The sequence below is a fragment of the Flavobacterium hibisci genome (assembly GCF_020026925.1).
In the GTDB taxonomy this organism is placed as follows: domain Bacteria; phylum Bacteroidota; class Bacteroidia; order Flavobacteriales; family Flavobacteriaceae; genus Flavobacterium; species Flavobacterium hibisci.
This window is the reverse complement of the sequence record NZ_JAIQDW010000034.1, coordinates 1-25,829: the sequence shown is the minus strand read 5'-3', so window position 1 is coordinate 25,829 and position 25,829 is coordinate 1. Positions and strand designations below refer to the sequence as shown.

24 protein-coding genes are annotated in these 25,829 nt (G+C 34.6%); 13 read left to right on the top strand and 11 right to left on the bottom strand.

What is annotated here, in order from left to right:
• Window positions 1-168 precede the first annotated feature (168 nt).
• Both K8B81_RS20420 and K8B81_RS20415 read left to right on the top strand, forming a co-directional pair.
• Entirely contained in the window at window positions 169-1,248 is a 1,080-nt protein-coding gene (locus K8B81_RS20420; RefSeq protein WP_223683384.1) for a sensor histidine kinase, read from the top strand.
• Window positions 1,249-1,415: 167 nt separating this feature from the next.
• Window positions 1,416-2,714, top strand: coding sequence for a porin (locus K8B81_RS20415; protein ID WP_223683383.1), 1,299 nt, complete (start codon window positions 1,416-1,418; stop codon window positions 2,712-2,714).
• Here K8B81_RS20415 and K8B81_RS20410 read toward each other — a convergent pair.
• From K8B81_RS20410 to K8B81_RS20385, 6 genes are all read right to left on the bottom strand, one after another.
• Window positions 2,711-3,787: a glycosyltransferase gene (locus K8B81_RS20410; RefSeq protein ID WP_223683382.1), complete on the bottom strand. Its 1,077-nt coding sequence runs from the start codon at window positions 3,785-3,787 to the stop codon at window positions 2,711-2,713. The genes K8B81_RS20415 and K8B81_RS20410 overlap by 4 nt on opposite strands.
• A 196-nt stretch (window positions 3,788-3,983) precedes the next feature.
• Window positions 3,984-4,499 carry a hypothetical protein gene (locus K8B81_RS20405; RefSeq protein ID WP_223683381.1) on the bottom strand — a complete coding sequence of 172 codons (516 nt, stop codon included), beginning with the start codon at window positions 4,497-4,499 and terminating at the stop codon, window positions 3,984-3,986.
• Window positions 4,500-4,563: 64 nt separating this feature from the next.
• A complete protein-coding gene (locus K8B81_RS20400; RefSeq protein WP_223683380.1) occupies window positions 4,564-7,995 on the bottom strand; it encodes a hypothetical protein in 3,432 nt (1,143 codons plus the stop codon).
• Between the two features lie 101 nt (window positions 7,996-8,096).
• Window positions 8,097-8,324: a DUF5808 domain-containing protein gene (locus K8B81_RS20395; protein ID WP_223683379.1), complete on the bottom strand. Its 228-nt coding sequence runs from the start codon at window positions 8,322-8,324 to the stop codon at window positions 8,097-8,099.
• A gap of 183 nt (window positions 8,325-8,507) precedes the next feature.
• A complete protein-coding gene (locus K8B81_RS20390) occupies window positions 8,508-9,767 on the bottom strand; it encodes an aspartate kinase (RefSeq protein ID WP_223683378.1) in 1,260 nt (419 codons plus the stop codon).
• A 104-nt stretch (window positions 9,768-9,871) separates the two neighbouring features.
• Window positions 9,872-10,348: a GNAT family N-acetyltransferase gene (locus K8B81_RS20385; protein ID WP_223683377.1), complete on the bottom strand. Its 477-nt coding sequence runs from the start codon at window positions 10,346-10,348 to the stop codon at window positions 9,872-9,874.
• 172 nt (window positions 10,349-10,520) lie between these two features.
• On the opposite strand from K8B81_RS20385, the gene fbp reads away from it, so the two are divergent.
• On the top strand, window positions 10,521-11,525 hold the full coding sequence (fbp, locus tag K8B81_RS20380; protein WP_223683376.1) for a class 1 fructose-bisphosphatase: 1,005 nt from the start codon (window positions 10,521-10,523) through the stop codon (window positions 11,523-11,525).
• A 176-nt stretch (window positions 11,526-11,701) separates the two neighbouring features.
• Here the strand turns inward: fbp and K8B81_RS20375 are convergent, their stop codons facing one another.
• Window positions 11,702-12,133 carry a TerB family tellurite resistance protein gene (locus K8B81_RS20375; protein WP_223683375.1) on the bottom strand — a complete coding sequence of 144 codons (432 nt, stop codon included), beginning with the start codon at window positions 12,131-12,133 and terminating at the stop codon, window positions 11,702-11,704.
• A gap of 169 nt (window positions 12,134-12,302) precedes the next feature.
• Between K8B81_RS20375 and K8B81_RS20370 the strand changes: the two genes are divergently transcribed.
• From K8B81_RS20370 to K8B81_RS20350, 5 genes are all read left to right on the top strand, one after another.
• Window positions 12,303-12,896 (top strand): HupE/UreJ family protein, encoded by a 594-nt coding sequence (locus K8B81_RS20370; protein WP_223683374.1) that lies wholly within the window; start codon window positions 12,303-12,305, stop codon window positions 12,894-12,896.
• A 4-nt stretch (window positions 12,897-12,900) separates the two neighbouring features.
• Window positions 12,901-13,332 carry a deoxycytidylate deaminase gene (locus K8B81_RS20365; protein ID WP_223683373.1) on the top strand — a complete coding sequence of 144 codons (432 nt, stop codon included), beginning with the start codon at window positions 12,901-12,903 and terminating at the stop codon, window positions 13,330-13,332.
• Complete coding sequence (locus K8B81_RS20360) at window positions 13,332-14,909, top strand: S41 family peptidase (protein WP_223683372.1); 1,578 nt, start codon at window positions 13,332-13,334, stop codon at window positions 14,907-14,909. Before K8B81_RS20365 ends, K8B81_RS20360 begins: the two co-directional genes overlap by 1 nt.
• Window positions 14,910-14,934: 25 nt before the next feature.
• Entirely contained in the window at window positions 14,935-15,303 is a 369-nt protein-coding gene (locus K8B81_RS20355; RefSeq protein ID WP_223683371.1) for a nuclear transport factor 2 family protein, read from the top strand.
• Window positions 15,304-15,385: 82 nt separating this feature from the next.
• A complete protein-coding gene (locus tag K8B81_RS20350) occupies window positions 15,386-15,697 on the top strand; it encodes a hypothetical protein (protein WP_223683370.1) in 312 nt (103 codons plus the stop codon).
• Between the two features lie 114 nt (window positions 15,698-15,811).
• Here the strand turns inward: K8B81_RS20350 and K8B81_RS20345 are convergent, their stop codons facing one another.
• The 3 genes from K8B81_RS20345 to K8B81_RS20335 all read right to left on the bottom strand — a co-directional run bounded on the left by K8B81_RS20345 (window position 15,812) and on the right by K8B81_RS20335 (window position 17,285).
• Window positions 15,812-16,417 carry an FAD-dependent oxidoreductase gene (locus K8B81_RS20345; protein WP_223683369.1) on the bottom strand — a complete coding sequence of 202 codons (606 nt, stop codon included), beginning with the start codon at window positions 16,415-16,417 and terminating at the stop codon, window positions 15,812-15,814.
• Between the two features lies 1 nt (window position 16,418).
• A complete protein-coding gene (locus K8B81_RS20340; RefSeq protein WP_163395284.1) occupies window positions 16,419-16,619 on the bottom strand; it encodes a hypothetical protein in 201 nt (66 codons plus the stop codon).
• Window positions 16,620-16,706: 87 nt separating this feature from the next.
• Window positions 16,707-17,285 (bottom strand): MarC family protein, encoded by a 579-nt coding sequence (locus K8B81_RS20335; protein ID WP_223683368.1) that lies wholly within the window; start codon window positions 17,283-17,285, stop codon window positions 16,707-16,709.
• Window positions 17,286-17,601: 316 nt separating this feature from the next.
• Between K8B81_RS20335 and K8B81_RS20330 the strand changes: the two genes are divergently transcribed.
• The 3 genes from K8B81_RS20330 to K8B81_RS20320 all read left to right on the top strand — a co-directional run bounded on the left by K8B81_RS20330 (window position 17,602) and on the right by K8B81_RS20320 (window position 22,165).
• The gene (locus tag K8B81_RS20330; protein ID WP_223683367.1) at window positions 17,602-18,171 is read left to right on the top strand and encodes a DUF3109 family protein; all 570 of its coding nucleotides are present in this window, start codon (window positions 17,602-17,604) and stop codon (window positions 18,169-18,171) included.
• A 335-nt stretch (window positions 18,172-18,506) separates the two neighbouring features.
• Window positions 18,507-19,484 (top strand): ribonucleotide-diphosphate reductase subunit beta, encoded by a 978-nt coding sequence (locus K8B81_RS20325; RefSeq protein WP_223683366.1) that lies wholly within the window; start codon window positions 18,507-18,509, stop codon window positions 19,482-19,484.
• 290 nt (window positions 19,485-19,774) lie between these two features.
• Window positions 19,775-22,165 carry a ribonucleoside-diphosphate reductase subunit alpha gene (locus K8B81_RS20320; RefSeq protein ID WP_223683365.1) on the top strand — a complete coding sequence of 797 codons (2,391 nt, stop codon included), beginning with the start codon at window positions 19,775-19,777 and terminating at the stop codon, window positions 22,163-22,165.
• A 306-nt stretch (window positions 22,166-22,471) separates the two neighbouring features.
• Here K8B81_RS20320 and K8B81_RS20315 read toward each other — a convergent pair whose 3' ends face one another.
• Window positions 22,472-22,786 (bottom strand): GIY-YIG nuclease family protein, encoded by a 315-nt coding sequence (locus K8B81_RS20315; protein ID WP_223683364.1) that lies wholly within the window; start codon window positions 22,784-22,786, stop codon window positions 22,472-22,474.
• Window positions 22,787-23,035: 249 nt separating this feature from the next.
• On the opposite strand from K8B81_RS20315, the gene K8B81_RS20310 reads away from it, so the two are divergent.
• The gene (locus K8B81_RS20310) at window positions 23,036-24,433 is read left to right on the top strand and encodes a DUF1800 domain-containing protein (RefSeq protein ID WP_223683363.1); all 1,398 of its coding nucleotides are present in this window, start codon (window positions 23,036-23,038) and stop codon (window positions 24,431-24,433) included.
• Window positions 24,434-24,444: 11 nt separating this feature from the next.
• On the top strand, window positions 24,445-25,608 hold the full coding sequence (locus K8B81_RS20305) for a DUF1501 domain-containing protein (RefSeq protein WP_223683362.1): 1,164 nt from the start codon (window positions 24,445-24,447) through the stop codon (window positions 25,606-25,608).
• Window positions 25,609-25,829 lie beyond the last annotated feature (221 nt).

Here is a 25,829-nt window from a genome sequence, read left to right as displayed (position 1 = left end):
CGAAAAAAATAGCGTGCAAACACAAATGGTTTAAACACGCTATAGAGACTAGTTCTATGACTGTCTTGAGCAACAAAATTAATAAAAAATAAGATTTTAGTTGGAAATCAACACAGAATCTTATATGATGAAAAAATGATACCTTAATGTCTATTATTTAAAATTTAAATGAAAATCAATTTCAAAAAAACGTATAGATTCGCTATCAAGTCGGCATTGTATATAAGCCTGTTTACAACAGGATTTGTATTGCTGCTGATGAATATCTTCTATAAAAATCAATTAAAGTATCAGGCCGGATTTGGAATAATCTTTTTGATTTCAGTTTACATCTTTTCATTTCTTGTACTTCAGTATCGTGTAGAACGCTTTATATACAGAAGGGTAAAAAAAATCTATGATGAGGTTTCCTTACTTGAATCAACACCTCTGATAAACCAGCCAATCACAACCGATATGGAAACGCTTTCACGTGAGGTGAAAAAATTCGCTACCGATAAAAAACTAGAAATTGAGATGCTTGAAATCAGGGAACAATATCGACGAGAATTTCTGGGAAACGTTTCGCACGAACTTAAAACCCCCCTATTTACGGTTCAGGGGTATGTTTCGACTTTGCTGGATGGCGCTATGGATGATAAAACTATCCGAAAAAAATACTTAAAGCGTGCAGAAAAAGGTGTCGAGCGTCTCATTTATATCGTTGAAGATCTGGATATGATTACCAAATTAGAATCAGGAGATTTAGATTTGAATTTTACCGAATTTAATATTGTTGAACTGATTCAGAATGTTTTTGATTTATTAGAAATGAAAGCTGATAAAAAGAAAATCAAATTAGCATTCGAAAGCAAGAACGTTCAATCCTTAATAGTGAAAGGAGATAAGGACAGAATTCAGCAGGTTCTGGAAAATCTGATTGTGAATTCTATTAAATACGGAAAAGAAGGAGGTTTGACTGAGGTTGGTGTTGTCAATCTTACCAAGAAAAAAGTCTTAATTCGTATCAGCGATAACGGGGAAGGGGTTGAAAAACAAAATATTTCACGTTTGTTTGAACGTTTTTACAGAGTCGATAAAAGCGGTACCCGCTCTGAGGGTGGTTCTGGTTTGGGACTGGCAATTGTAAAGCATATTATCGAAGCTCACAAAGAGAAAGTATATGTAGAAAGTGAATTCGGAATTGGTTCTGAATTTTCTTTTACGCTTGAAAAAGCAAATAAAATAACAAAAACCGAGGTTAAATAATTGTAAGTACTGTTTTTTTAAAAGTCCTAAAACAAAGGTTTTAACGATAAATCAATATTAGAATTCGACCCATAACATTAAATTTTTATTATAATAACATCTGGTTAATGATTTCTTAACACAGGTGGTTACATCTTTGCATCCTGAAATTAAGGGCAATAGAAAAAATGATAAAAAAAATAATAGTGGCAGTTTTAATACTGCTTACCTGCGGAGTACATGCACAGGAATTGAATAAACAGGATGTAAAAAACGAAGTAATGCGTATTTTAGATTCAATTAATAAAGCCAAATTACCTGATACTAAATCCGGGGGAGGTGTCGAGGAACACTGGTATGACAAAATCTCTTTAAGAGGTTATGCACAAATCAGATACAATGGTTTGTTTTCTACAAATGATAAAGTTTCCTGCGACCAGTGTGATAAATCCTGGGGAACAACTTCTACAGATCCGGATGCAAAAGCAAACAACGGGCTTTTTGTCCGTCGTGCACGGTTAGTGTTTTCAGGACAGGTTCATCCAAATGTTTTCTTCTATTTTCAGCCGGATTTTGCCAGTTCACCAGGCACCGGGCTTAATAATTTCGTACAGATTCGCGATCTCTATTTTGATCTTTCTTTTGATAAAAAAAGAGAATATCGGGTGCGTATTGGCCAGAGTAAAATTCCGTATGGATTCGAAAATATGCAATCCAGCTCGCAGCGTCTGACTTTAGACCGTGCAGATGGTATAAACAGTGCAATAGCAAATGAACGAGATTTAGGAATGTTTTTTTATTGGGCACCAGCCGAAATCAGGGAACGTTTTGCAATGCTGGTAAAAGATGGTTACAAAGGTTCAGGTGATTTTGGGGTGTTGGCTTTGGGGGCTTACAATGGGCAAATAGCCAATAAAATTGACGGGAACAGAGATTTAAATGTAGTAGCAAGAGCTACTTATCCTTTTGTTATCGGGAACCAGATTATAGAACCCGGAATTCAGGCTTACACAGGAAAATGGGCTTTTACCGGTGAAATTTCATCAGGAGTTGTAGTAAATGGAGATCCTAAATATATAAAAGACGAGAGAATAGGAGCGACTTTTGTTTTGTATCCAAAGCCTTTTGGAATCCAGACTGAGTATAATATTGGAAAAGGACCGCGTTATAACCCTAAAACCAACTCGGTTGATGTTACAGATTTAAATGGTGGGTACGTTTTACTGAATTATAAATGGGACATTAAAAAACAGCATATTTATCCTTTTGCCAAATTTCAGTATTATGACGGAGGTAAAAAATATGAAAAAGATGCCAGAAGTTATGTAGTAAGGGATTACCAAATTGGCGTAGAATGGCAGCCAATTAAAGCATTTGAATTGGTAGCAGAATATGTTATTGCTGACAGAACATTTGAAGACAGTGCCATTCCGGTTAACAGACAACAGGGAAATTTATTGCGGTTACAGGCGCAGTTTAATTTCTAAATCTGCTTCTCAAAAACAGTAAATAACAAATCCCAGTCGATTTTATTTTCAAATTCGGATAAACCTTTAAACGATTTTACTTTTGAAAGATCTTCAATAGTAAAGTCGTTTTGCGTTGCGTAAGGTACCAATTGTTCTTCCTGAAGTTTTATGGCCAGATATTCCTGTTCGTATTGACCGGGAGTTGGAATAAAAAAAGCTTTTTTACCCAGTTTTGCTAAATCCATAACGGTAGTGTAGCCTGAGCGGCATAGAACCAAATCACTTTCATTAAATGTCTGTTCCAGCTGTTTGGTATTCATAAAATTGTAATACGTCACATTTTTTATCTGTTGTTTAGTTTGTGTTTTTTCGACAACACCTTTTACAAAAACAATTTCACCTTTGTATTCTGTAATTTCTTCCTGCAGTTTTTCTTCCAGCAACGTACGCTGAGGCTCCGGACCTGACAAAATAATCATTAGGTCATATTGTTTTGGAGTGTCTTTTTTACGCATTCTGCTCAAAGGCCCAATATATTTCAGGTTTAGTTTACTTTCTTTAAGATGTCCAAGGTTGCCTGTTAAATTTGGATCTCCATCTGTATCAGGGATCCAGCATTCATTATATTTTTTTATAAAATACTGATGGCATTTACTGGTAAACTTTGTCGTATTTCCTGTCATCACATTGAGCTGATGTGTAATAAATACCGAAGGCACTTTTTTACTGAAAACCCCGAGCCTGTTATCTGAAATGATACCGTCAATGTCATATTTTTTGATCCAGGAATTTACTATTTTCTTTTCATCCAAAATAGCGGTAATCATTTTAGGTAAACTTTTAATCAGTTTCCATTTAAAGTTTTTGCCATTTTTAGCGTATTCAATATGATAAGAAGGTAGTTCTAAAGTCTGAATATATGGAAATTCTTTTTGTAATAATGCCAAAGCAATGCCATCTGAAGCAATTATGGGAATATAATTATTTTCCTGTAATGCTTTAATTATAGGAATGCATCGGGTCGCATGGCCCAATCCCCAGTTTAAAGGAGTAATTAAAATAGTTTTATTGGCAGTATATTCGATGCTCATATGTAGCGATTTTTGAAACGAAGATAAAAAAATCCTCTTTTTTTGTTATTTCGGATACATTACTAAATTATTAACTCTAAAGTTCAAAAATCAAGGCAAGTACTATTAATTTTGGAAGGATTTCTTTGTTTGCATGCATAAAAAAGTCCGGACTTCTCAATCGAGATCCGGACTTATATGGTCAGACAGAAAGTTTTTAATCCTGAATATACGTTTTGTTTCCGTTTTTGTTGATGTAATATTTTCCCCCTTTCGGGCCGGTATAGACTTTTTTACCATTGTATTCCCCGGTAACTTTATCGGCTACTTTTGGTGCCTTTTCGTTAGTTTCTTTTAAAGTTTTACTTTTTGCAGCAGATTTTTTAGCCTTGTCAGCTGCGGTTTTAGCTTTTGCAGCTTCTTTGTTTGCTGTGTTTTTTGCATTTGTGGCTTCCTTAGCAGCATTCTTCGAACTCGCTGCTTCTTTTTTAGCTTTTACCGCTTCTTTATCTGCTGTTTTTTTAGCATTTGCAGATTCCTTTTTTGCTTTGTCTGCTGCTTTTTTGGATTTTTCAGCTTCAGCTTTAGCATCTGCCTTAGCTTTATCAGCGTCTGATTTGGCTTTTTTTGCAGAAGCCTCAGTTTTGCTCTTAGTTGTTTTTACAGCTGTTTCCTGAGCATAAAAATGAGATGAGAATACAACTATAAAACAAAGTAATACTAATTTTTTCATAAGATTAGGAGTTTAAAGTTGAATTAAAATTAATAAATTTTATAATAGCTTTTTCAGTAAAGTGCTAAAAATAAGCACGAAGCTGTATGTTACCTGTATGTACGGTAACGCCTGTTTCACTTTTACGTCCCTGATAATTTAAATTGACGTCTAAAAACTGGGTTATATTTTTCTGCAAAAGTAATTTCCAGACTAAATTTTCACCAGCCTGAAGTCCTTCGAGCATTTGAAATCCAACTGAAGAAAATTCATTTCCAACAAATTTATTTTCATAAAAAGAGAACTCTCCGTTTACTGTTACTTTTTTTTCTCCGGCATACGAAAATGAAGTTCCTAATCGGTTTTGGGTTAGGGTTTCAAAATTCCCAATCTGGTTTTCTTTTTTTTGTAATTCATAAAAGATGTCAAGACTTGTGTTTTTCGAAAATAAATAACTGATTTTCGGAGCCACCTGAAAACCGGTTAAGTCATAATTTTTCTCGATGAAATCCTCCGATGTCAGGGAAGTTTTAATTGTTTTTGTAAACAGATTAAATAGCCAGCTTTTTTGGTGCAAATGGGTGTATTGTAGTTGATGTGAATAGTTTTTTACAGATTGCGAACCGATAGAAAGCAGGTTTTTTCCATTATTAATCAGATAAGAATAAGTGACAGAATGCTTTTGTTTTCCCCGGTTATAAAACAAACTGTTCCTGAAACTCGAATTCAGCCCTAAGATATTTTCTTCAGAAGAGTAAAAGGGATTCACTTCAAAATTATCGCCATCACTTCTCACTTTCCTGTCCAGTATAAAGGAGGTCTGGTTGTAAAAATAAGAAACTATTTTTTTGAAACCCTTTTCATTCTGCCATTGCAACGGGTTTATGGTCAGCGATTGTGAAAATTTATTTTGATTGGTTTTGATATAAATTCGATTCGGTAGAAAGATACGAATGAATTTTGCCTGATCCGGAAAAGGGGCAATTTCAAATTCGTCCAATTCTTTTATGCTATTATTGTTGTAGTCATTCCACGCATACACACCCTGACCTGCAGGAACTTCTATGTAATTATATTCCTGTTGCGCGATGGTTCCGGAACTTGTTTCATAAACGGTTCCGATTTGCATAAACTGATTGAAAAAGCGGTCATTATATAAAATTCTTGAATTCAATGAAGGCTCGCTTTTTCTGGAAGTATCTTTAAAATCTAAATTTCGATAACTGGCATAAACGGCTAAATCCGTTTTTTTATTCTGAATCAGTTTAGATTTCAAAAAATAGGTTTGCGAATTGCTTACATGCTGTAATAATCCGTTTTGCAAACTATCATTTTTTCTGCGTAAATAACCCAGTTCCACAAAAACTTTGGTGCTGTCACCACGACCAACAAAAACGCCATATTCTGAAAATCGCTGGCTAATTGCCGAAAACTGGTTTGTAGCCTTATCTTTTTCCTGATTGTCTTCTATCTGAATATTGCCGCCAACCCAGTTTTTGCCAAAATGATATTTGGTTTTGGCAAGGTTTCTAATGAATTTTGAAGTGGAAGTTGTGGCATTACTGCTCAAAAAACTGCCCTGATTTTCGACAGTCCAGTTTTTTAATTTAAAAAAAGCGGTAGAAGTATGTCGGTTTCCCGAATAACTTTCGGTAAAATCCAACTTTTCAAACTGATAAGTAAACAAACCGATATTGTTCGTTTTTTTCTTCGAAAACAAATCAAAATTCAAACCCGCTACTAATAGGCTTTGGTCACCTAAAAGTGTTGTGCTTAAATTCCAGTCCCTGTTAAATTCGATATTATACAAACGTTCTACCGACTTAAAATCTTTTTCTACAAACTGATAATTGGCATAACCATCCAAAGTCCATTCTTTGGTAAAAAGGCGTTTTCTGGTGTTTAATTTTAAAGCGATTCCGTTGTTGTCATCATCATCAATATCTGAGAATAAATTTTGGTCATTGTTGCTGATCCCAATTTCAAAATCAACCAGCGTTTTTTCGTTCGGATTGTACTTTCCTAAAAGAGTAGCTACCTGAAGTTTCATCGGTGCAACTAATTGTACAAGAGGTTCGTAATTTCCCTGGGGAATTCCGTTTACGGGAGCGATATATTCATAAATGCGTTCGACTGAATTGGCGTTTTTTATCACATAGTTGCCAGAATTGTTTCCTATAAGACTGAACTTTACATTGTACAAAATATCATCAGGATTAGTGGAATATTCGTAAACTTCGATACCATTCACAATTGTTTTTTTATATAAAATTTTCTTATCAGAAAAGGTGTCTTCATAGGCAGAAGGTGCTTTCATTAATGCTGTGTCATCTCCTGCCTCACTTAAAATCCGAACTTGTTCCTGAGAAAGATTTTGCTGCAAAGGCTGATTTTTTAAATCATTTTCAGAATATAAATAACCGGCAAAACTCCAGCTTTTATTTTCATGGGAAGCGCCGGCATAGGTTAACATACGATTATAGTTCCGGTCTGAATACTGGTATTCGATATTGATTCGCATTTCAGAAGTAATCGTAAAAAGCGATGTAAAAACAATTTCACCGGCATTGTAATCAATCACATAATCATTGTTTTCGCCTCTTTTAAGCAAAACGCCATTTACATACACACGTTCAGATCCTGAAATGACTAAAACGTACAATTCGCCATTTTGCCCTTTCAATTTATACGGCCCCTGATTGCCTTCCTGTCCAATAAAAGTACTTTTGGCATATTGCCCTTTTGCGAAAGCTACCGATGCAAAAACATTGGTTTTATTATCTTCTTCGCCAAAATCAAAACTCGCCGAAAGCCCCTGAACTTTTTTATTAAAACTTAAAAATTGCGTTTTTCTGTTTTCTAAAAATACATCACCGGCCCGAATATTCCACTCATCGCTGAATAGTTCTATAAATATATTATCGAACTGATCCAGTTTTTGCGAATAACCGCCTTCCTGCAGCGGAATATTATTGTCCTGCAGTGAGGCCCGAAGGCTTACCTTGTCCGAAATTTTACCTGTAATCTGGAGATCTAGATTGGAGTTTAATACCGTGTTTTGATTGTTTCCAATTGTTACGCCGCGAGTAATACTCCCTGAAGTATTCAGTCCGTCAAACGGAGTTGCTTTTTTAGTATTTGAATTATCTATTTTGTATAGTTTCTCAGAACCAATATCATTACTTACAACCTGACTGGAATTATAGAAACTATATTCTTTGGTTAAATAATCGGGATATTTGAGATAATTGACGATTAAGCTGTCGGATTCTGAAGTCAATTTTTCGTTTAAAAGAAGATGTCCTTTTTGAAAATCAATTTTATAAAAAGTTGAATCTATAGGTTCATTTTTAGAATTTAAAAGCTGAAAAAAGCTGGAATTGATACTCACATTTTCCAGATGAATCGTATCTCTTGTAACTGCTATTTTTTTGGTTTTATAGAGCAAATCTGTTTCCTGGGCCTGAAGTCCTGAACAACAAATTAAAATCAATAAAATCAGTAATTTTTTCAGCATAAATACTTTAACTCTAAAAAGCCAAAAGTAGTATTTATAATTGGGAAATGTTGTGTGTGCTGTTTTAGTTTCGACAGCTAATAAAGTATAATTTATGAAAATTAATGAGCAGACAGTGTGAAGATTAATATGACTGAAATCAATATTAACATTACAATTGCTGAATTAGGATTTGCAAAGTTCATTGTCCATCCAAATTCTTTGATTTTTTTGGGTAGATATAATCTCGGGTCTTCTGGATTATAATAAAATATTCCCCAAATCCAATTGTCCGGATCATTATGCCATCTGTTTTTGGTTTCTTCACTTGGTTCATAATCGTTATTCATGATTTATGTATTTATTTGGTTATCATAAAGTTATTTTAATTTTTAAAATAAAAAAAGACAGTTGTAATTTTATTTGAATTATGATATTTTTTAAAAGTGGAGATCTTTGTATGAAAATAAAAAAGGCTTCACTTTTACATGAAACCTTTATTATCCTGAATTAATTATAAACCTTTTCTTGAATTAATTGAGTTCTTTTGTCACAATCTGCATGGTTTCGCGGCTTACTTGTCTAAGTAAAACTTCTTTGTTTTCTACAACAGTTTCTGCAGCTTGTTCGTTAAAGTGACGAATCGTGTATAATGTTACATTGTCAGTAAAATCTACTTTGAATTTTTTCGAAAGGATCGCATTCAGTTCATTGAAGTTTCCAAATTTATCTTCTACGCAAACAGAGAAACTGATTGCTGAGTTCTGAATCAAGTTTACTTTCAGTTTGAACTGATGAAATAACCCGAAAATTTCACTGATGTTTTCTTCCATAATAAAAGAAAAATCAATAGAAGAAAGCGAAATCAAAAGCTGTTCTCTTTTTACAATAAAACAAGGCAGATAAGGCTCTAAATCTACTCCTTTAGAAACACAGGTTCCTTTTAATAACGGATTAACAAATGATTTTACATATAAGGGAATCTCTTTTTTCTGTAATGGCTGCAAAGTTTTTGGGTGGATAACCGTTGCACCGTAAAAAGCAAGTTCAATAGCTTCACGGTATGAAATCTGGTTTAACAAACTCGCATTTTCAAAATAACGCGGATCTGCGTTCATAACTCCCGGAACGTCTTTCCAGATTGTAACACTTTCTGCATTTAAGCAATAAGCAAAAATTCCGGCAGTATAATCAGAACCTTCACGTCCTAAAGTGGTAGTGAAGTTGTTTTCATCTGCACCTAAAAATCCTTGTGTGATGTTCAATATTTTACGAGGCACATTTTTGCTGATGTTTTGTTCGGTTGTTTCCCAGTCCACTTCTGCATCTCTGTAATTAGCATTTGTTTTAATGAAGTTGCGAACATCAAGCCATTGCGTCTGGATACCCATGAAGTTCATAAAATGACTTAAGATATTTGTCGAAATCAACTCACCAAAACTCACAATCTGATCGTAAACGAAATTGTAGTTAGGGGATTTATTATGCGCCAGAAAATATTCTAATTCTGAAAATTGCTCATTCACAGCTGCAAAAACAGCATGTTTTTCATCTTCAAATAATTCAAGCAATATTTGATTGTGATATTTTTTTATCTCTTGTACAGATGAATTAAGCTCCTCGGGTTTATCAAAATAATTTTTGATAACAAGCTCCAGAGCATTTGTGGTTTTCCCCATAGCCGAAACGACTAAAATCACATCTTCGTACCCAACTTTTTGTAAAACGTCATAAACGTTTTTAATTCCTTCAGCATCTTTTACCGATGCACCACCAAATTTAAATACTCTCATCTTAATTTGTATTGTTGAGACGCACTGCCGTGCATCTCTAGTCTATTTTAAAATTTAATATTTGACAGATGTTTACTCCCTAAAACCTGTCCTGTTTTTTACGATTAATTTATTTTTTCTAAGTACGAATTAATTCCTTCCTCATCCATTTGTACTACCCTCCATTCTTCGATAACTTTTGCGCCAGAGTTCTCATAGAAATTTACGGCAGGAGTATTCCAGTTGAGGACATTCCATTCGATTCTTCGAACATTATCTTTTTTTCCTTGTTTCATTATTTCAGAATAAAGAGCAGATCCTAAGCCTGTGCCCCTCATTTTTTCTTTTACAATTAAATCTTCAAGGTGTATTGTTTTTCCTTTCCAGGTAGAATATCGATAATAATACAAAGCTATGCCAACAATCTCTTTTTCAACCTCGGCAACAAAAACATGAAATAATGGATTTTCTCCAAAACCATCACGTATCAAATCTTCCTTGGTTATTAAAACAGCATCCGGCTCTTTTTCGAATATTGCAAGCTCCTGAATTAGTCCTAAAACCGATTCCATGTCTTCAGGTTTTCCTTTTCTAATATCCATAATTCATATTTTTAACCTGTTATTCTCTAATTAAGTATTTTTTTAAATGAAACTTTTTGTGTTTCATTAGCAAATATATAATAGTAGCAAACTAACGAAATAATTTTTGAATCATTCTCACAAAAAAAGCGATATTTGTGACTTATAATTAAAAACTACAACGATATAGCAAATGGAAGAACGCAATAAAACACTGGGAGAGTTTATTATTGAGAACCAAAAAGCATTTCAGTATTCATCTGGGGAGTTATCCCGGATTATCAACTCTATACGTCTGGCGGCAAAAGTTGTCAACTATAAAGTAAACAAAGCTGGATTAGTGGATATAATAGGCGCCGTTGGCGAACAGAATGTTCAGGGAGAAGACCAGCAAAAATTAGATGTCTATGCCAACGAAGTATTCATTCAGACGTTAATAAACCGTGAGATTGTCTGTGGAATAGCTTCAGAAGAAAACGACGAATATATTACTGTCAAGGGGAGCGACAACAGTAATAATAATAAGTATGTGATCTTAATGGATCCGCTTGACGGATCATCAAACATTGATGTGAATGTTTCTCTGGGAACTATCTTTTCTGTTTTCAGAAGAATCACACCAATCGGAACACCGGTAACAAGCGAGGATTTTTTACAGCCGGGAATCAATCAGGTGGCAGCAGGTTATGTAATTTACGGCACTTCGACAATGTTGGTTTATACAACAGGGCATGGTGTAAACGGCTTTACGCTGAATCCTGCAATTGGTACATTTTACCTGTCACATCCGAATATGCAGTTTCCAAAAGACGGGCATATCTATTCAGTAAACGAAGGGAATTATGTTCATTTTCCGCAAGGGGTGAAAAATTACATTAAATATTGCCAGCGTGAAGAAGAGGACAGACCATACACTTCAAGGTATATAGGAAGTTTGGTTTCCGATTTTCATCGAAATATGATCAAAGGAGGGATTTATATTTATCCGACAAGTTCTAAAGCACCAAAAGGAAAACTACGTTTGATGTACGAATGTAACCCAATGGCATTCATTGCAGAACAGGCCGGAGGAAAAGCAACAGACGGTTTTGGAAGAATTATGGAGATTCAGCCAACAGAATTGCATCAAAGAGTTCCTTTTTTCTGTGGAAGCTACAATATGGTAGAAAAAGCAGAGGAGTTTATGACAGCTGAATAGTATTCAGTTCACAGAGAACCTTGAAACTTTAAAGTTTATTAGCTTTTTTCAGGACGAGACACAGTAAAAACAAACCCGACAGGTTTTCAAAATCTGTCGGGTTTACTTTTGAATTGGCAGTTTTTTTAAATGAAGTATTGAACTGATACTAAAATCTGTAAACTGACCACTAAAATTTATTTGTTCATGTGCTGCATTTCATACACAAATGTGTCTAAATCCACTTTTTTATCTACTAACGACAATGCTTTTGCAATAATGTAATCTACGTTACTAGGGGTAAATCCTAAAGCTACGCTTATCTTTTTTAATAAAACTTCTTGTTTATCTTCAAGATGGTGGTCAACATGCACCATTCTTGTTAAATCATATAAACGCTCCAAGCGCTGAACATATGAATAAGGCGGGTTGATAGGATATTTTAAAGGATCGCTAAGGATTTCTTCGTATTCAGACTCAGTTATTTCCAAACGTGATGCAAGTTTATCTAAGAAGTTTTTTTCTTCCGGATATACAACTCCGTCTGCTAGTGCTACGCGAACAATAGCTGAAAAGTGACCTTTATTTCTTTGTTTGAATTCGCTATCAAATAATTCTGCAAATGACATATTAAAAGTGTTTTTATTGAGCAAAGATAAATTTTATTTTAAATTATCAATTTTAAAGTTCTCATAAAATTTAACTTATTTTTCTGCGTTGATTTACTAAAGGGCTTTGTTTATTTTTCAAAATAAATTGTATGTTTACAGCCCCAAATCAATTAATATAAGTACACTCATGTCAGAATTTTGGATTTATTTTCAGATCGGTTTAAAGCATGTTTTAGACATTCATGCTTATGATCACGTATTGTTTTTAATTGCCTTAACAACCCCATATGCATTTAAGGACTGGAAACGGATTTTATTGCTTGTTACGATGTTTACGGTTGGTCACACATTAGCGCTTTTGCTTTCTGTTTTTGGAATTATAGCTGTAAAAGCAAGTCTGGTAGAGTTTTTAATTCCGGTTACAATTTTAATAACCGCCTTTTTCAATCTTTTTACAGCCGGAAAAGCATCTAAAAATGAAAGTCTTAATCTGGTATTTTTTCTAACGTTATTTTTTGGAATTATTCACGGACTTGGATTCTCAAATTATTTTAAGACTATTTTAGGAGGTACAGCATCTTCAAAATTAGTACCTTTATTGGAATTTGCACTCGGAATCGAAGCGGCGCAATTAATAGTAGTTTTTGTGGTTTTGGTAATATCATATATAGTGCAGACTGTATTTCGTTTTTCAAAACGTGACTGGGCGCTTGTAATGTCGGCTTTTGTTATTGGAGTTGTAATTCCGATGATTGTAGAAAGTCCTATTTGGAACAGATAAATTAATGGAGATAAAAAAATTAAACAAATACGATAAAGCTTATTTGCGGATAGCCAGAGAATGGGGTTCGCTGTCGTATTGTAAACGTAAACAGGTAGGTGCTATAATTGTAAAAGACAGAATGATTATCTCTGATGGATATAATGGAACACCAACCGGATTTGAAAATTGCTGCGAAGATGAAGACGGATTAACACGTTGGGATGTTTTGCATGCAGAAGCAAATGCAATTTTAAAAGTAGCCAGATCAACCCAATCCTGTGAAGGGGCAACTTTATACATTACACTTTCGCCGTGTAAAGAATGCAGCAAGCTCATACATCAGTCAGGCATAAAAAGGGTGGTATATCAAAATGGATATCGTGATGATTCCGGAATCCAGTTTTTATTGAAAGCAGGTGTTGAGGTAGAGCATATTCCTGTTTTAGAAGAATAATGAAATTCAATTCAAAATATTTGCCAATCGTTATCGGAGCAGCCTTTGCTCTTGGAACTGTTCTCGGAAGCCTGATGAATGCCCCGGTAGAGGATACGCTTTTGGCTAAAAATTATTCGAAAACCAAACTCAATAAACTGATTGATTTTATCAATAATGAGTATGTGGATAGTGTTGATACAGATTCGATTGTAAATCTTACTGTAGATAATATATTGTCCAAATTAGACCCGCATTCTGTTTATATTCCGCCTAGTGAACAGGCAGAAGTTGCCGAAAGTATGAAAGGTGATTTTGTAGGCGTGGGAATTAATTTTTACATGTACAAAGACTCTGTTGCGATCATAAAACCGGTTGAAAATGGCCCTTCGGCGAAAGCCGGAATAAAATCAGGCGACCGGATTTTATATGCAGGAAAAACAAAATTATATGGAAGAAAACTGCCTTCGGATAGTTTGTTCTCTAAATTAAAAGGAACAAAAGGGTCAGAAATCGAACTGACTGTTTTTAGAAAATCGGAAAAAAAGAAACTGAAGTTCAAAATCAAAAGAGATGTTATTCCGCTAAAGAGTGTAGATGCATCATTATTGCTTGATAATAAAACGGGTTATATCAAAATCAATCGTTTTGCAGAAACAACTTATGATGAATTCAAAGTTGGCCTGACAAGGTTAAAACAAAAAGGAATTCAGTCGCTGGTAATCGATCTTCGTGATAACGGCGGTGGATATATGGAAGAAGCTGTCGCTATTGCTGATGAATTTTTAAAAGATAAACAATTGATCGTTTTTACTAAAAATAAAAATGGCAGTACCGAAAAAACATATGCAACAAAAAGCGGAAGTTTTGAAACAGGAAAAGTAACGGTTTTGATTAATGAAAACAGTGCTTCGGCAAGTGAGATTCTGGCAGGTGCGATTCAGGATAACGATCGCGGAACAATTGTTGGCCGCCGTTCTTTTGGGAAAGGTTTGGTGCAGCGCGAAATGGACTTCAATGATGGTTCTGCTGTTCGGTTAACTGTCGCAAGATATTATACCCCAACCGGAAGATCTATTCAAAAACCATATGCCAAAGGAAATGAGGAGTACTTCAAAGAGTCTGAAGCAAGAATAAAATCAGGTGAATTGTATGCAAAAGACAGCATAAAAGTGGCTGATTCTTTAAAATTTAAAACGCCAAAAGGAAGAATTGTTTATGGTGGAGGCGGAATTGTTCCTGATGTTTTTGTGCCAATGGAAGCAGAACACGGGAATGAAAATGTAGCGTACCTGCTGCAGACTGGGGTTGTGGGTCATTTTGTATTTGAAGAGTTGGATAAAAACCGAAATGCTTTTGCAGGACTTCATTTTAATGAGTTTTTAGCTAAAATGAAAAAGTCGGATGTTTATTTTAAGAAATTCAAAAACTACATTTTTATGACTGGTCTCGATCTTAAATTAGATAAAACCAAAGATTTGGTCAATCGCTATATTACCGCTGAATTTGGCCGACAATTATACGGTGAATTGTATTACTATGATGTGATTTTAAAAGAGGATGCAATGATTAAAAAGGTGCTGAATGTAAAGAAATAATCTTTAACTTTTTATAATGCTTTTTATGATGAAAACAGAAACAGTTGTAAATGCTGAAATTGAACTTCTGACTGCAATTAAAAAAGCGGATGTTTCATTTTTAGAAAAGGTGCTGCATGACGACTTGCTATTCAATTTGCCGGATGGAAATACCATTACCAAAGAATTTGATTTGAATTCATATCGTTCCGGTAAAATGAAAATCGATTCACTGGAAGCTTTTGATCAAATCATAAATATAATTGACGATACTGCAGTGGTTGCAGTAACCGTTTCTTTAAAAGGAACATTTGATGATAATCCTATAAATGGGGTTTTCAGATATATTCGGGTGTGGAAACAATTTGAAGATAGTCTTAAAGTTATTGCCGGTAGCTGTATAGCCTTGCAATAAAAATAATAATACTTTTTTAAAATATTCTATAATAAAGTATCCTTAATGTTTAAGAACTTTGTGAGAATAAAAAATCTAAAAAATGAAAAATCTAAAAAAAATAAGTTTACTATTCGTTTTAATGATCTTTGTAATTTCATGCGCTTGTATGAAAGATAAAAATACAGTTTCCGGAGAAGTGGAATCTATTGAGAATGGTAAAGATGGTTATACTGCTAAAATTAATACGGATAAAAATGAAGTATATTTTGCCACAGTTAGTATTGTAAATGTTGGCGGACCTCAAAATTACAAGCAATTAAAGGAAGGCGAAGAGGTGGTTTTAAAAGGTGAAATCTGGAAAACCGACACAGAGAAGCATATTAAAGTGAAAGAGATCGTTTCTGTGAAGTAAAAACAAAACATAAATTTTAAACCATTAAGGAATTAAGGAAATTTAGCTTTGAAGCTTAATAAACTTAATTCCTTAATGGTTTTTTATTTTTGTAAATCTTTTTATGATTTAATTTTATCGAATACTATCATGTGCATGAGTCTGCACACCATTGTTCCATAAAGTCAAAATATCGGTTGCAACAGCAGCTCCGCTTCCGGCAGCAATAGCCAATTGGCTTCTCCATCCGGCCAAAGTTCCAATTACATAAATGCCTTCAGCGACTTTGTGATCCTCGTTTTTAAGCTGGATGCGCTGTTTTTCCGGTAAAGCTTTTTTGTGAGGCTCTACATATTGCATCAAACCTTGGATGTCAAAAGTATTTGCAGAACCAATTCCGATAACGATGCTTTTTGTATGGTAAGAGTTTTTGTTTGTAATTACCGTAAATTCTGGATAGACTCCCTCAATTTTAATTACCTTTTCATTTGGAATCTGAACAATGTGCGGGTAGGTTTGAGCTAAATCCTGAATGCTTTCGGATAATAATTCTGAACCTAATTTGCCTGGTGTTATACCATAAGCATTGTAAAAAATAGCTTCCTGTAGAGAAGAGCTTTTCTGATGTGTAAAAATTCCGATTTTTTTGTCGGCTACAAAAGTTTTGTTTTTGGCAGATCCTAACACAAGGGCACATGACATGCCTGAAACGCCTCCGCCAACAATTAAAACGTCAAACATATTATCTTCCGTTTGTTTTCTCTTCTATTTTTTTCGAAATTCTAAAAATCAAAAGAATTAAAACGGCACAGAATGAAGCAGCGACTCCAATAAGAGCTACAGCACTGTCACCTTCAAATGGATTTTGAAAGTCAAGCTGCGTAATATTAAAGACGATTAAAGCCAGTGCCAAAACCACTAAGATGGAAGTAAAGATTTTCATAGGATTATTTATTTGTCTAAAATAATAAAGCAGAGCTTTTTGAGCTGTATTTTAGAATTTTATGGAGCAAATTTAAAAAAATATCTTTTAGACGAACAAACCTTTAACATTAGCAGCAAATAATTTAACAGCTATTGCTAAGAGAATTACCCCAAATGTCTTGCGGACTACGCCAAGCCCGTTTTCGCCTAATAAAGTTTCAATTTTTTTAGATGATTTTAAAACAATATAAACTAAGATAATATTCAATAAAATCGCAATAATAATATTGATTGTATGAAATTGAGATCGTAACGAAAGCAAGGTGGTCATAGTTCCTGCTCCTGCAATTAAAGGAAACGCCAATGGAACAATCGAGGCCGAACCGGGTTCTTCATCACGGTAAATACGAATTCCTAAGATCATTTCTAAAGCAAGAAAGAACAATACAAAAGAACCGGCAACAGCAAACGAGTGTACATCAATGCCTATGAGATTAAGCAAGCCTTCACCAACAAAAAGGAAAACAATCATAATTGCACCGGCAACAAGCGAGGCTTTTTCTGATTCGATGTGTCCAACCTTTGCTCTTAAATTCACAATAATAGGTATAGAACCCACAATATCAATAACTGCAAATAACACCATGCTTACTGTAATGATTTCTTTTAAACTGATTTCTAGCATATTAATTTGATTTTATGGAATTAAAAAACTTTTGCAAAAGTAAATAATAAAGTTAGGTGTTTTTTGTCCAGAAGTATTTTTGTTATAAAAATTCAATAACATAACTATTATTGTTGTTTTTGTAACAAAAAATGCTTTTGTCGCAGAGTTCCGCAAAGATTTTTCGCAAATGTTCGGGAAGCTTAAATGTAAAAGATCGAGAATTAAATAATTCTTCCCTAATCTATTTGAAACGTTCTGCGAATCTTCAAGGTACATTTTTTATGTCTATTCTTTGACTATCTTTGCACTTTATAAATTTCAGTACTTTATTATCATGTTTCAATTAGGGAAAACCATTATTTCGGAAGATATTCTTGAAAAAGAATTTGTGTGCAACTTGTCAGCTTGTAAAGGAGCGTGCTGCGTTGACGGGGATGCAGGTGCTCCTTTGAGCGAAGCAGAAACCAAAATTCTGGAAGAGATATATCCTAAAGTAAAACCTTTTTTGCGTAAAGAAGGTATTGCGGCTATTGAAGCGCAGGGAGCCTGGGTAAAAGGCACCGACGGTGATCTTGAAACCCCGCTAATCGATAATAAAGATTGTGCTTACGTAATTTTTGATGGTAAAACCGCTCTTTGCGGAATCGAACAAGCCTACAATCAAGGAATAGTGGACTGGAAAAAACCGGTTTCCTGTCATTTATATCCAATCCGGGTAAAAGATTTTACCGAGTTTGCAGCGGTGAATTACGATAAATGGGACATTTGTGACGATGCCTGTTCTTTGGGAAAAGAGCTCGAAGTTCCCGTTTATAAATTTGTCAAAGAAGCACTAATTCGTCGTTTTGGGGAAGACTGGTATATCGAGCTTGAAAAGGTAGCTGAAGAGTATAAAAAAGTGTAAAATCAACACCCTTATTTAAGGCTTAATTTTGATCTTTTTTGGCTCAAAAAAAAGTTTTTTTAACTCAAAAAAAACTTTTTAAAACATTCTCAAATTTCTTGTTTCTTATTCTAAAAAGCCTATATTTTACAGGGGTTTAGTGTTTATGCATTGTTTATAAGTATTTAATTTTCAGATAATTAAATATTGTGTGAGAAAAGTTCCGTTTTTTTTCCTTTGTTAAAAACTACATCGAATTGTGAATAAGTTTGACTTTCATTTTTGACGATAAATGACAATCTTTGTAAACGTTATGAATAAGGGGAAATTCATTATAAAAATTAAACAAAAATACAATGTCACAAGTTGAACCAATTTTACAAGAAAATAAGAATCGCTTTGTTATTTTTCCAATTAAACATCATGATATTTGGGAATGGTATAAGAAAATGGAAGCTAGCTTCTGGACTGCCGAAGAAATCGATTTGCATCAGGACTTGACAGATTGGAACAACAAACTTAATGACGACGAAAGATATTTTATCAAACACATTTTAGCATTCTTTGCAGCCTCTGACGGAATTGTAAATGAAAATCTTGCTGAGAACTTTGTAAATGAAGTACAATACGCCGAAGCTAAATTTTTCTACGGTTTTCAGATTATGATGGAAAATATTCATAGCGAAACCTATTCCTTATTGATCGATACTTACGTGAAAGATGAAGCCGAAAAAGCAGAATTGTTTAATGCTTTGGAAGTTTTTCCTGCAATTGCTAAAAAAGGGGAATGGGCTCTAAAATGGATCGAATCTGATTCGTTTGCTGAAAGGCTGATTGCTTTTGCTGCAGTTGAAGGTATTTTCTTCTCAGGTGCTTTCTGTTCTATTTATTGGTTAAAGAAACGTGGTTTGATGCCAGGTTTGACTTTTTCTAATGAATTGATTTCGCGTGACGAAGGCGTACATTGTGACTTTGCAGTGCACCTGCACAATCATCACCTGATCAATAAAGTGCCAAAGGAAAGAATTAAGGAAATCATTGTTAATGCTTTAGATATCGAAAGAGAGTTCGTAACTGAATCCCTTCCGGTAAGTTTGATTGGAATGAATGCTGCTTTAATGACACAATACTTAGAATTTGTTGCAGACAGATTATTAGTAGAATTAGGTTGTGAACGTGTTTATGGATCAGCGAATCCGTTTGATTTCATGGATATGATTTCTCTTCAGGGAAAAACTAATTTCTTTGAAAAACGAGTTGCAGAGTATCAAAAGTCAGGTGTGATGAACACAGACAGTGATGCTCAGAAAATATCGTTTGACGCAGATTTTTAGAACAAAAAAATACTGCATTTTAGTGTCCGCCACGAATACTAAAACACAATAAAATCAGGAAACGAAAGTTTCTATACTAAACAAAATTTTAGATTGGATCTCACTCCCAAATCGAAGATCCGGTTGCATTTTTACGGGTTTTTTCGTCTATATTTTTAGATTGAAGAACGGATAACTATGGGGATTTTACAATTCTCAAAAAAATAAATTTAAAAACACGCAATGTTTAGTGTCGGAATTCATTTTCCGGTGCCTTTCATTTTTTCAATAACTATAAAAAAAGTAAGCTTATGTATGTAGTAAAAAGAGATGGCCACAAAGAGCCTGTAATGTTTGATAAGATTACAGAAAGAATCAAAAAATTGTGTTACGGGCTTAATGAGCTTGTAGATCCTGTTAAGGTAGCTATGAGAGTTATCGAAGGATTGTATGACGGAGTTTCTACATCTGAATTAGATAATCTTGCAGCAGAAACAGCGGCGTCTATGACTATTGCACACCCTGATTATGCACAATTGGCAGCTCGTGTGGCAATTTCAAACCTGCATTCAAATACCAAAAAATCGTTTTCAGAAACGATGAAAGATATGTATCACTACGTAAATCCAAGAAATGGTCAGGATGCTCCGTTAATTGCTGATGATGTTTACAAAGTGATTCAGGAAAACGCAGCTTTCTTAGATTCTCACATTATTTATACCAGAGATTTTAATTACGATTACTTTGGATTTAAAACTTTAGAGCGTTCTTATCTTCTAAAAATAAACGGAAAAATTGTAGAGCGTCCGCAGCATATGTTAATGCGTGTTGCTGTAGGTATTCACTTAGACGATTTGAAATCGGTTATTGAAACTTACGACTTAATGTCTAAAAAGTATTTTACGCATGCAACACCAACGTTGTTCAATGCCGGAACGCCAAAACCTCAGATGTCTTCTTGTTTCCTTTTGGCAATGCAGGACGACAGTATTGACGGAATTTACGATACATTAAAACAAACGGCTAAAATCTCCCAGTCAGCGGGAGGAATTGGCCTTTCTATTCACAACGTTCGTGCAACAGGATCTTACATTCGCGGTACAAACGGAACTTCAAACGGAATTGTTCCGATGTTGAGAGTATTCAACGATACAGCACGTTATGTAGATCAGGGTGGTGGAAAACGTAAAGGAAGTTTTGCGATTTACATCGAAACCTGGCATGCTGATATTTTTGACTTTTTGGATTTGAAGAAAAATCACGGAAAAGAGGAAATGCGTGCAAGAGATTTGTTCTTCGCAATGTGGACCTCTGATTTGTTCATGAAACGTGTTCAGGAAGATGGTCCCTGGACGTTAATGTGTCCTAACGAATGCCCGGGATTATATGATGTTTACGGAGAAGAATTTGAAAAATTATACCTTGATTACGAATTTAGAGGAAAAGGTAGAAAAACAATCCGTGCACGTGAATTATGGGAGAAAATCCTGGAATCTCAAATCGAGACCGGAACACCGTATATGTTGTACAAAGATGCAGCAAACCGTAAATCGAACCACAAAAATTTAGGAACTATTCGTTCTTCTAACTTGTGTACAGAGATTATGGAGTTTACATCGAAAGATGAAATTGCAGTTTGTAACCTGGCCTCTATTTCGTTGCCAATGTTTATTGAAAACGGAAAATTCGATCACGAAGCACTTTACAATGTTACAAAACGTGTAACCCGTAACCTGAACAAAGTAATCGACAGAAACTACTATCCGGTAAAAGAAGCTGAAAATTCTAACTTCCGTCACCGTCCGGTAGGATTGGGTGTACAAGGTCTGGCTGATGCCTTTATCATGTTGCGTATGCCGTTTACAAGTGATGAAGCTAAAAAACTGAATCAGGAAATTTTCGAAACTTTATACTTCGCAGCCGTAACCGCTTCTATGGAAATGGCAAAAGAAGAAGGACCATACTCAACTTTTGAAGGTTCGCCAATGTCTCAGGGAGAATTCCAGCACAATATGTGGGGAATGAAAGATGAAGAATTATCAGGCCGTTGGGACTGGGGTTCATTAAGAAAAGAAGTTATGGAGCACGGTGTTCGTAACTCGTTATTGGTTGCGCCAATGCCAACTGCTTCTACTTCTCAGATTCTTGGAAACAACGAAGCTTTCGAACCGTATACTTCAAACATTTACACACGTCGTGTATTGTCCGGAGAATTCATTGTAGTAAACAAGCATTTACTTCATGATTTGGTTGAAAGAGGTTTATGGAATGAGTCATTGAAACAGGAAATCATGCGTCATAACGGATCTGTTCAAAATATTGATGTGATTCCGCAAGATCTGAAAGAATTGTACAAAACGGTTTGGGAAATGTCGATGAAAGATATTATCGATATGTCTCGTCAAAGAGGATATTTCATTGACCAGTCGCAATCACTGAACTTGTTCATGCAGGATGCCAACTATTCTAAACTAACGTCAATGCACTTTTACGCGTGGCAGTCAGGTTTGAAAACCGGAATGTATTATCTAAGAACAAAAGCGGCTGTAGATGCGATTAAATTCACATTAAACAATGATAAAAAAGAAGAAACACCAAGCTCAGTAGCAGAAACTGAAGAAATCAATATCGACGAATACAAAGCGATGTTGCTAAAAGCACAAGCAGCAGGCCCTGAGGATTGTGAGATGTGTGGGTCTTAATTTTTTTCTTAGAAGAAAGATTATAGAATAAAGAGAAAAGATTTATTCGAAATTAACGGAAAGCAGTTGTCATTTTTGATAACTGCTTTTTTATATCATTTTGTTTTTTATCCACAATTTTGTCATTCCGAGGAACGAGGAATCTTCGCAAGAAACTCGACAAAGATTGATAATTAGTACTATAAAAGTTTCTTGTGAAGATCCTTCCTTCGTCAGGATGACAAAACGGTGAGAAAAATCATTAAGGAGTAATAATTACAAGCTTCACAAGTATTTTAAAATTAATAAACTTTGAAAATAGTAATTTCAATCAAACAAATTGTTCAAAAAATCCAAATCAGGATTAATGGTTTTAATTAACTCTAATTTTTTATTTCTGCTCCAGCCTTTTATTTCTTTTTCCCGATTAATTGCTTCTTGAATCCAGACAAACTTTTCATAATACAATAAAAACTCAACTTTATATTTTGAAGCAAAAGTTTTGTTTTCGCTCATAATATTTTCTTTATGTTGATCTAAACGAATTCTGAGGTTGTTGGTTACTGCAGTGTAGAAAACAGTTTTTGATTTATTTGTTATTATGTAGATGTAATAGGTGTGATAACCTTCTGAAAATTGCATAAAAGTAAATATTAATTTTGTGTAAATTACAATTAATTAAAGAATTTTCTTATTTGTGTCTATTTTTTATGAAAGAATGTTTAGCTTACTGTTGCGGAGTACTTACGAAGATTCCTCGTTCCTCGAAATGAATATTCGGATGAAGTTTTTCGTTTTAAATATTACCAAAAAAAATCAAAATCTTAGAATCTTCCTCAAATTAAACCTTTCTCAAAAATAAAAGTCTTATCTTAAACTAACCTCTTTGTTATGAAAAAAAGCAATCTTTGGTCGTTACGATTGGGCTTCTCAGGAAAGGAAGCGGCTAAAATCGAAAAAATTGGATTAGAAAAATTTCTAAAGAAATCCTATGATTCAAAGTTTGATACAAAACTTCCTGCTTTTTTAGAAAACACACCCAAAACCACTGCCGAATTAAAAGCGCTTAGGCAATCGCTAAAAGATCTGGATCCGGAAGAAAAAAAGAAAATCCAGCGAAAAGAAATTTATACCACAGGCGAATTAAAACAATGGTGGATTGCAAAAATGCAAACCGATGAATTTCCACTGCGTGAAAAAATGGTTTGTTTCTGGCACAATCATTTTGTATCCACTTCACAAAAAGTAAAAATCAACTACTGGATTTACCAGCACAATATGATTTTACGCGAAAATGCTTTTGGAAATTTCAAAGAACTGACCAAAAAGATCGTAAAATCCAACGCCATGGTCAAATACCTGGATAATGTAGATAATAAAAAAGGCAAAATCAACGAAAACTTAAGCCGTGAATTACTGGAATTATTCACTATCGGAATCGGGAATTACACCGAAGAAGATATCAAAAACGGCGCAAAAGCCTTGGCGGGATTAAATTATGGTGATGAAGAAGCGGTTTACAGAAAAAATTTAGAAGACAATAGCATTAAAACCTATTTCGGAAGAACCGGAAATTGGAAAGCGGATGATTTGGTTGATATCGTTTTCGAACAAAAAAGTATTCCGTATCTCATTACACGTAAAATCCTGAAATGGTTTCTTTATGATAACCCTTCAGAAGAATTGGTAAAATATTATGGCGATTATTTCAAAAAAGTAAATTTTGAAATGAAACCTCTACTGACTAAAATATTTACTGAAGAATACGCCAAAGATGTTTCAGGCAATAAAATCAAAGATCCTTTGGTTTATGTTTTTCAGCTTATTGATGAATTGCAGCTGAAGGATTATAATGAAGCGATGATTGTTGCTTTTCTAAAACAGCAGGGAATGGATTTGTACAATCAGGTGAATGTGAAAGGCTGGGATGGAGGAAATTCCTGGCTCACTTCACAGGTCTATCTGCAGCGAAATAATACTTCAGACTTGCTTTGCAGCGGACGGAAGCTTTCCAAAAAAGTACTAAATTCCATGACTGGTGAAAATCCGAAACCTAAAATGGAATTGGAGAAAAGAGAGGTAAAAGTTGAATTTGATGCCAATGGAAATAATAAAACCATCATAGCTGAACTATCCAACAGGTTATTATTTAATGTGAATGAATCCATGCAAAAAGATATGGAAAACCTGCTTAAATATGATTTTGACCCTAAAAATCCTAATGCCAATAATGCAGTTGTTCGTTTGTTTAATTATATCACTAAATTACCGGAGTACCAATTAATTTAAAGTTTATCATTATGAACAGAAGAAATTTTCTAAGCTTAACAGGAACATTTACCGGCGGAATGCTGGTACTTCCAAGCTTTTTGCATGCATTTGGTGAACAAAGTAATTGGGTAATCGGAGAGCAATGTCTGGTATTTGTTCAGCTCAACGGAGGAAACGACGGACTGAATACGTTTATTCCGTACGAAGATCCTTTGTATTATGATTTTAGAACCAAAATTGCCCTGAATAAAGATGTTATGGTGGGTAAAAACAAAGGAATGGCGTTTCATCCTGCATTAAAAGATTTTGCCCAAATGCAGCAAAACGGAGATTTAACCGTAATTCAGAATGTAGGGTATCCTGAACCGGTTCGTTCCCATTTTCGCAGTCAGGAAATTTGGCAGACAGCTGCAGATTCTGATAAATACATCAACGAAGGCTGGTTGGGAAGATATCTGGATTTGCAATGCCACGATCATCAGCCAACAGCCGGGATCAATCTGGATTCGATAGATAACCTGGCATTAAAAGGAATGGAGCCGAACTCAATCACGGTTAAAGACCCGGATCGTTTTAAGATAAAAACGGGCAAGGAAAATGTAACATTATCTGAAAATCTGCAATTGGACTTCGTGCGCAAAATTGCCAATTCGGTTGTCGAAGGATCAGATGATATTCAGAATGCTCTGAAGCAGTCCAAAACCGAAATCAGTTATCCAAAAACTGGATTGTCAAAAAATCTGGAATGGATTGCAAGGCTGGTAAAAGGAAACCTGAATTCAAAAGTGTATTACACTTCGCTTGGCGGATTTGACACACACGATAATCAGCTTTCTATTCACGAACGCAAATTAACGGAACTAAATGATGCCTTATACAGTTTCTATACCGATCTGAAACAGGCTCAATTACTGCAAAATGTAACGATTGTTGTATTCTCAGAATTCGGAAGGCGCGTAAAAGACAACGGCAGCGGAACCGATCACGGAACAGCGGCTCCAATGTTCGTTATTGGAGGAAATAATAAAGGAACAATTTTAGGCAATAATCCAAATTTAGCCGATTTGGATAATGGAGATTTAAAACACGAAATTGATTTTAGGTCGGTTTATGCTTCTTTGTTACAGCAAAAAATGGAATTTGATTATTCTAAGATTGGGATTAAGAATAGTCCGGTTTCGGGATTGTTTTAATTTTTTTAGGAGCTAAAAAATAATCTGGTTTCAAAATTAAATTTACCTAAATTTGTAATATTCAATTAAATATAAAGAACATGGAAATTAAAAATTTTGAGTTAATCATTTAGCTTCTGTATATTTATGCCTTTAAAATCAACTACTATGGAAGTATTTCAAGGACAAAGCATACTAAACTTTATAAAAGAACTGCCGGATGATGAAGCTTGCAAAGCATA